This is a genomic window from Brevibacillus sp. SKDU10 (assembly GCF_001645205.1).
Classification (GTDB): domain Bacteria; phylum Bacillota; class Bacilli; order Brevibacillales; family Brevibacillaceae; genus Brevibacillus_B; species Brevibacillus_B halotolerans.
This window is the reverse complement of record NZ_LSSO01000176.1, coordinates 1-7,514: the sequence shown is the minus strand read 5'-3', so window position 1 is coordinate 7,514 and position 7,514 is coordinate 1. Positions and strand designations below refer to the sequence as shown.

The window sequence follows — 7,514 nt, the reverse complement described above, 5'->3', positions numbered from 1 at the left end:
TTATTACCGATGAAAGAGTTCGTTCTTTTTACCTGTTCGCAGCCAGTCAAGCTACTCTTCCCCTAGATTGTAGTTAAAATCGGCTTGACTATTATTACTATCGGCATTGGTAGTAGAATCTTTAACAGTTTCTAAAAATTTTTTCTTTCAAAACTGCACTTTATGAAAATCTAATAATTTACCCCTAAAAAATGTTATTTATTTGTTACTTCATACATCTATTTGCAATGTTTTTAACAGCCATTCCCAACTGTTTCATATCTACATTTGTATTGCAATCCACTCATCCTTAGGAATCATGACCTGATATATTAGAGGTTCTCTTCTTTTAAGCGATTCTCATAATTGCCAATATTGGTTTGTTGAAAAGAATCAATATTTTTATGCTTTATTTTCTTTTTAGATTGTTTATTCTGAAATTCTTCCAGTGGTATATGAAATACGCGATGCAATCGATCTATAATTTGCTGATCATGCAGATTGTTTTTATTTCTAAAATGGCTTTCAAATACAGTCCCCAGCTCGGACAATTCTGGATATGATCTTATAAAATCGTTGTGAATATGTATATGGATAAGCGAATGTGGGAATTTCTTATTAATTTCTATTATCGTTTTTCGAAAGCAGTCTCTAACATCTTCTTTTCTGCAGTCAAAAAAAGGGGAAAAAATGTCCTCTGCTACAAAAAATAGATCACTATCTTTATCATAGTTACGAAAAGCCTCTATAAAACCTTCATAGGAAGCTTCTTCTATTACTATTTCACTATATCTTCCATATGTTTCAATGAATTTTGTCCTATGACTTTCTAATTTGACTCCAATTACAGCTTTTAATGGTAGCTTTCTCTTCATTATCGCTACATTACTTCTTTTTCTTTTAATAGAACTGACATTTGTTGCTTAAAAGTAAGGAGTCATATTTGTTTTGCCATTTTCAATTTTAGAAATAGTGATGGCACTATATTTTGTTTTAATCGACAGCTCTCCTTGTGTTAAACCTAATTTCTTTCTGGCTAGCACTAACCATTCTGCCTCGTTCGAGGGTTCCAATTGATCCAACCAATTCAATGATTCCAAAGTAAATCCTCCAGTTGTTTATTATAGTAAAAAACCTCATTCCTCCCCTTCTTCATAGTTTAGAATGAGGTAATAAATGAAAGGTCTATGTCTCGCGTTTTACTAGCCAATTTAGACCAATCGGATGTAATGTCTCTTCCTTTAACCCTAAGATTGCTTGAGGTAGCTCTTTCGTAAATAGTAATTCATCAATAATAAACCAAACAGGTAACTTTAACCCATCTATATGAAGTCTACTAGCAACCTCTTGTGCAAAAGAAATGGTTGAAACAGACAGGAGAACAACTGCTGGCAGCCTATCAAAATCCATAATAGGTAACGCATTGTTATTTTCAACAAAAACAGTATTCCAATTCCTAAGCCTGGATGATATATGCTCCATATAATTTTGACTTTGTTGTAGTCGTTCCGTAATAAGTAAAATATTACCTTTGGGGCCTTTCATTTCTCCAATCGCAAGAGGTTTTCCTAATTTGGGGTTGCTGTCAATCACACCATGCCACTCCCATCCCCTAAGCACCTGATATTCGTACATTTGTGTACGTAACTCGTTTAATGCTATGTATCGTTGAAGTGCTTTTGTTCCTAATTCAAGTAAACGAGCTGGATGGAACACAAAGTCGGGATACCTATGTTTAAGATAAAGGAATCCAGCTATTCCTACATTCCATGGGGCGGGTGGTAAGGAGAATTCTTTAATTTTTCGTTCTATTTCCATAATATTTTCTCAATCCTTAACGATTTATCTGAAGGTCAGCGATAGAATATAAAACTGCGGAACCACTAATTTTTACTCTTTCCCCAATAAATTTACAGTATAGTGTTCCACCACGTTTGGAAAGCTGTCTAGCAATCATTTCGTTTTTTCCTAGTCGTTTTGCCCAAAAAGGAGTTAAACTACAATGTGCTGAGCCACAAACTGGGTCTTCGTTTACCTGTAACTTTGGCCAAAAAGCTCTGGATACAAAATCAACTGCTTTTCCTTTTGCAGTCACAAAAACTGCAAGTCCTTCTGGAAATTGTGCTAATTTAGCAAAATCAGGGGATAAATTAAGCACAGCTTCTTCATTTTCGAGTACAAACACCAAATCTCTCCCTATATATGTTTCAATAGGCTTTACACCAAGTGCTTCCACCATCTGTTCTGTCAGCATATATTCCTCAACTTTAATACTCGGAAAATCCAATTCATAAAGATTGCAATTTTTCAAAACAACCAGTTCTCCGCTCATTGTTTGAAATCTGATTTTTTCTAGTTCTTTTTCATAATAGTTAGTGATTACATACGCAGTTGCTAGAGTAGCATGTCCACAAAGATCAATTTCCCCTCCTGGTGTAAACCATCTTAAATGATAATTGTCTATATCTCCCTCTTTGACAGCAAATGCTGTTTCAGAAAGGTTGTTTTCAGTAGCGATTTTCTGCATAGTGTTATCTGGCAGCCATTCCTCCATGATACAGACACCCGCAGGATTTCCTTCAAACAATTTTTCAGCAAACGCGTCTACCACGTAATATTTCATTCTAATAACCTCCTTGTTTTTATCTAAAACTTACAAATTACTTTATCATCGCAATTGTATGCTTTCAATGGTAGAATTGTATGCAAGACAATTATCAGGAGGTGTAATATGCCTGTAAATTCATTTGAAAATTACCCAATGACATGGAAACCAGATAAGAAACAGCTTGTTTCTCCAATATATCGATCCATTGCAAGCTTATTAGAATATGATATTCTCAATGGCTATCTCTCACCTAATACCAAACTTCCCCCTCAAAGAGAACTAGCAGATTATCTTGATATTAATCTTAGTACGGTAACCAGAGCTTTTAAAATATGTGAAGTTAAAGGATTAATTTACGCTGTTACCGGAAGTGGAACCTTTGTCGCTCCTAATGTGGGAAATGCTATTTTTAAAGCAGATAGCGAAGAGAAAAAGAATGTAATAGAGATGGGGATTATAGAACCACTTGATTGCTCAAATGCATTAGTAGCAGAAACAATTAAAAGCATCGTCACTAAAAATTATTTGGAAAAATTATTGGATTACAGGCACCCGTTAGGCATGCCTTATCATAGAATGGCAGCCAAAAAGTGGATGGAGCGCTTTAACATGGATGTATCTGTTGAAAATATTGCGATAACTTCAGGGGGACAAAATTCCCTTACGCTGATTTTAATGTCCCTGTTCAATCCCGGGGATAAAATTGCGGTAGATACGTATACCTACCCTAATTTTATAGAATTGGCTAATATGCTTCATATTCATTTAGTTCCAGTAGAAGGAGATATCTTTGGGATGGTACCAGAACGGTTAGATACCGTATGCAGAACAAATCATTTGCAGGGAATCTATTTAATTCCTTCCTGTAATAATCCGACTGCTGTCACTATGGATATGAATCGAAGAAGGGATATAGCAAAGGTCATAAAGAAACACAACCTTATACTAATGGAAGATGACATATTTTCTTTCCTTGCTCCGCAAGGTTACTTACCTATTTCACATTTTGTACCGGAACGCTTTGTTTATAGTTTAAGTATCTCTAAATCACTAAGCTCAGGCATACGAGTTGGATTTTTAGCCTACGCAAATCAGTTTGCTGAAAAAATCACTCACGGAATTTTCAATATCAATATAAAAACCTCCGCATTAAATGCAGAAGTTATAACTGAGTTGATCAATACTGGCTGTGCAGAGAAGATTATTACTCAAAAGAAAGAAATTGCTAAAGAACGTAATCTTCTCTATCAACAATATTTTCAAAAAGATAATTCTAACGAAAACCCTTTGAGTTTCTTTCGTTGGCTTCCGTTGCGCCAAAAGTATCAACTGAAACAGTTTGAACAGAACGCTTTGGCACATGGTATTCATGTTTATCATTCCCATCGTTTTTTGGTCAAAAAAGATGAATCTGATCAGTTTATTCGTATTTCGTTGACATCTGCCAAGGATTCTGATGAATTGGAGAAAGGACTTTGCATACTTAAGAATTTCTTACTAAACACCGAATGAAAAACGAAGTAATTTAAAGGAACTGATTTGCGGTGTTTTGGCTCACGTTAGAAATGGTTAAATAATATCTTGAATGAAAGAAAAAGGACAAATTACCAAGTAGAATTTGAGAAAAGATCTTGGGGGTGGTTGGCAGAAAATAAAGATTTGTTATGTCAAATGTTGCTTAACGTATGTTTTTCACGTTTTGCTACCGGGACCCCTGAAAGCATATGTCTCCACTGGGATGGGAACATGTCAACTTCCTTGGAGAGTATCCCTTTGATCCGAAAGGAGTTACCACATTAAGAATCATTGTGCCCGTTGAACCAGGGATAGCAATAAAGCCGGTTACACCTTAGCGTAATGAAAACCGGCTTTATTGCTGTTCAAAATTCCTTAGCGTAGGAAAAAATCGGCTTATTGCATATGCAAACGTCCTAGCAGTACGATGTCTTTTCGCATAGACCCCTGTATCAGTCATGCTTTTTCCATACTGTCTATAATCAAAATCACAGCATTTTTTTCTATTCCTTTTGAAAAAGACAAGGAATAGGAACAACCATCCTTTATCCAAGTGGCGAGGTTGATAAGTGAGTTACTTCCCTTGAGTGTTACCTCAATATCGCCAATTTTTACAACATCGGTTTCTTCATAGGATGTATAATCACCACTAATATCCTCTGCTCCCTTTGCTACTCTAAATGTGATTTTTTTATTTCCGTCAGAATAAATAATTTTTGCTAGTTTTCCTGAAATAACGGAAAAGTTATCCATTTTATACCCGGTTGGGAGTTTTCCCGGTACAATCAGTTCAAAGGGAACAGCTTTTTTAACCTCGTCAATCCCTTTCATATTCTCAATCGGGCTAGTAACTAAAACCCGATTCGTTCCCGTTTGGGCGCTCATTCCTTTCTCATTGTCTGCATGTGGAGATGTTTGAATCTGTTTATTGCCCCCGTTGTTATTTATCAATGTTGGATAAATGGCCATAGCACCAAGTACAACAGCACAACAGGCAGCAATAGTGCTCGCTGGCCTGATCCATTTGAGGTACTGTTGTTTTTTTATCTCGGTACTTGCTTCTCTTTTCCTTGCCAAATTACTTAGAATTCTTTCCTTCATTTGAGGAGTAACTTCGATTTTTTCCATTGCGGAACGATATTTATTCTTCAAAATCATATGCTCCTTTCAGGGTTTTTTTGAGCATATCTCTTGCCCTATACAGAAGGGAACGTACCGTAGACTCTTTCTTTTGGATAAGAGAAGATATTTCAAATGTGGAATAACCCTCGTAATAATAGAGGTGGACGACTTCGCGGTACTTTACCGGCAGGGTATGAACTGCTTCCAACACCTCTGATTCTTTATCCGTAATACTTTCTATTTGAAGATTTTCGGGAATTGCAATGGTTTTAAACCATGAAGATTTTAGTTTATTTTTACATAGGTTGATAGCGACGCGCATCAGCCAAGCTTTTTCATGTTCAGGACTGGAAAAAGCAGGCTTATTCCTCATCAAACTGAGCAGAGTATCCTGCAGAACATCCTCTGCATCAGAAAGATTATGTAAATACGAATAAGACAATCTTACTATCGTATTGCCGTAGAATTTCAATGCGTGTGCGACTGTCTCATCCGTACACAATGAAACATCGGGCACCTTGCTTACACTCCTTTCGCCTGTAAGAATTAAATCTATGGAATCTAAGAAAGGAGCAAAGAGAAACACCCTAAGCTCCCTTCTCATTAGGTATACTTATTATTTGATTCTTTCAATGATTGTTGATAGTGTTTTCTCATTGACAGGTACGTCAAAGGCTAGAGAGAAGCTTGTTCCGTCCTTTGTCCATGTAGCAAGATTGATACTGTCACCTTTACCTTTTACAGTAATTTTCGTATTTCCAACAGTAATCGTTTTATCTTTATCATAAACATTATAATCACCGCTGATATCAGCATTTCCCTTGGCAGTGCGGTATGTAATTTGATTGTCACCTTCCAAGTAGGAAATTTCCACCAGCTCGTTGCTTATCACGATAATGTTTTTCATTTGATAACCATCCGGCAGGGTTGCAGGTACCGCAAACGTAAATCCTACTGCTTTTCGCGCTTCATCCAACGTGCTGTAGTTTACCAAAGGGTTGGGTAGTCCGATGGAAGCTGTTTTTTTCGGTTTCATCGGGCCGGTTGATATGTTGATAACACGATCTTTTATACTAACACAATTCGGATCAGTCAATAATACCTTGTAGAGGTCAACAGGCACATAGATTGATCCTTCAATGATTGCTGGAGCCACACCCAAGTTTAAAGGTGCTGTCATTCCGATCGCTTTGCTGCTATATGCAAAATAGGTATCTTCACCCACGGTTAAATCGGTTTGCATGGTAGCGTTATCCATGTGAATGGATTGCTTCTGTTCATCCAACTTCAAGGTGAATCCAAGTGCTTCTGAGGTAATTTTGAGCGGAACCATAATTTGGTCTTCCATTACAACAATTTTTTCCGTTCCAAGCTCAACCGTCTTGTTATTGATTTTAAGAGTATATTGCACTACAGGAGATTTCTGCGTCACAACAGCAGTGTGTTTCGGAGATAACACATTGGTGGTCCCAGCGGCAAAAGCAGGAACTGACATCATTGTTGCAGCACATAAACCGACAAGTATTTTTTTCATTTTTAACACAGTCCTTTCTTTGTATGAATTGTTTTGAACTTGAACTTCTATCCTAAATACAAATGAGCAGTGAAAAATGTTGCAAGCTGAAAAAATAAAAATTATTTAGAATTTTAATTATGAACTCAACTTTCGCACCATATTTAAAGAGCGAGAGAAAAAGATCTATTTTTTTAGAAGACAACGTAAGTGTTATCTATTAACTTTTAGGGATATGAATCTAACAACAATCAGTGATAAAAAGAACTCTTTTTTTGCTCTTATCACCATCTATTGGCGAGATGCAGAGCAAAGTACATTGCGGTAAAGTTTATAAGAACGAGGCAAAATTGTACGATTTCCATTATTAAAATTGGGGGTACTCCTAGTACGAGTTATATTGATTGCACATAATATATATCAAGTTTGATTTCGGGAGGTGAAACGAATGAGTATATGTCATAGATGTCATAGGCATCATAGCAGATGTCATAGACATGGTCACAAGTGTCACAAGCATCGTCACAGATGTCATAGACATCATCACCATCATGATTTTTGTCACTGTAAAGTTATTTGCATACGTGTGTGTAAGAAAAAGCATAGACACCATTGTTGTTAACGATGTAGGTGTTGAATAATTCATTCAATCTTACAATTAGTTATAGGGTCAATTCCCAAATGTTAATCGCTGTGATTTCTAGTTTGCAATTTTTAAGGTTTAACCAATATATACATTAATCTCCTATTCCATAAGGTTTCCACCTTGTTTGTAGC

9 protein-coding genes are annotated in these 7,514 nt (G+C 36.3%); 2 read left to right on the top strand and 7 right to left on the bottom strand.

Translation table 11 applies throughout. The annotated features are described in order from the left end of the window. Positions 1–311: 311 nt before the first annotated feature. From AYJ08_RS16315 to AYJ08_RS16300, 4 genes are all read right to left on the bottom strand, one after another. A complete protein-coding gene (locus AYJ08_RS16315) occupies positions 312–854 on the bottom strand; it encodes a hypothetical protein (RefSeq protein WP_064018608.1) in 543 nt (180 codons plus the stop codon). 48 nt (positions 855–902) lie between these two features. Further along, positions 903–1,079 carry a helix-turn-helix domain-containing protein gene (locus tag AYJ08_RS16310; RefSeq protein WP_231929130.1) on the bottom strand — a complete coding sequence of 59 codons (177 nt, stop codon included), beginning with the start codon at positions 1,077–1,079 and terminating at the stop codon, positions 903–905. An 85-nt stretch (positions 1,080–1,164) separates the two neighbouring features. After that, complete coding sequence (locus tag AYJ08_RS16305; RefSeq protein WP_231929129.1) at positions 1,165–1,797, bottom strand: hypothetical protein; 633 nt, start codon at positions 1,795–1,797, stop codon at positions 1,165–1,167. Positions 1,798–1,813: 16 nt separating this feature from the next. Then, the gene (locus AYJ08_RS16300; protein WP_064018607.1) at positions 1,814–2,602 is read right to left on the bottom strand and encodes a PhzF family phenazine biosynthesis protein; all 789 of its coding nucleotides are present in this window, start codon (positions 2,600–2,602) and stop codon (positions 1,814–1,816) included. A 108-nt stretch (positions 2,603–2,710) separates the two neighbouring features. Here AYJ08_RS16300 and AYJ08_RS16295 point away from each other — a divergent pair, with 108 nt between their 5' ends. Then, on the top strand, positions 2,711–4,099 hold the full coding sequence (locus AYJ08_RS16295) for an aminotransferase-like domain-containing protein (RefSeq protein ID WP_064018606.1): 1,389 nt from the start codon (positions 2,711–2,713) through the stop codon (positions 4,097–4,099). A gap of 459 nt (positions 4,100–4,558) precedes the next feature. On the opposite strand, the gene AYJ08_RS16290 is transcribed toward AYJ08_RS16295, so the two are convergent. The 3 genes from AYJ08_RS16290 to AYJ08_RS16280 form a co-directional block, all read right to left on the bottom strand. Next, positions 4,559–5,260, bottom strand: coding sequence for a DUF4367 domain-containing protein (locus AYJ08_RS16290; RefSeq protein ID WP_064018605.1), 702 nt, complete (start codon positions 5,258–5,260; stop codon positions 4,559–4,561). After that, positions 5,244–5,741 carry a sigma-70 family RNA polymerase sigma factor gene (locus AYJ08_RS16285; RefSeq protein WP_064018609.1) on the bottom strand — a complete coding sequence of 166 codons (498 nt, stop codon included), beginning with the start codon at positions 5,739–5,741 and terminating at the stop codon, positions 5,244–5,246. The genes AYJ08_RS16290 and AYJ08_RS16285 overlap by 17 nt, the downstream gene beginning before the upstream one ends. 99 nt (positions 5,742–5,840) lie before the next feature. After that, positions 5,841–6,758, bottom strand: coding sequence for a stalk domain-containing protein (locus tag AYJ08_RS16280; RefSeq protein ID WP_064018604.1), 918 nt, complete (start codon positions 6,756–6,758; stop codon positions 5,841–5,843). Between the two features lie 476 nt (positions 6,759–7,234). Here AYJ08_RS16280 and AYJ08_RS24060 point away from each other — a divergent pair, with 476 nt between their 5' ends. Continuing rightward, entirely contained in the window at positions 7,235–7,378 is a 144-nt protein-coding gene (locus tag AYJ08_RS24060) for a hypothetical protein (RefSeq protein ID WP_197490713.1), read from the top strand. Positions 7,379–7,514 lie beyond the last annotated feature (136 nt).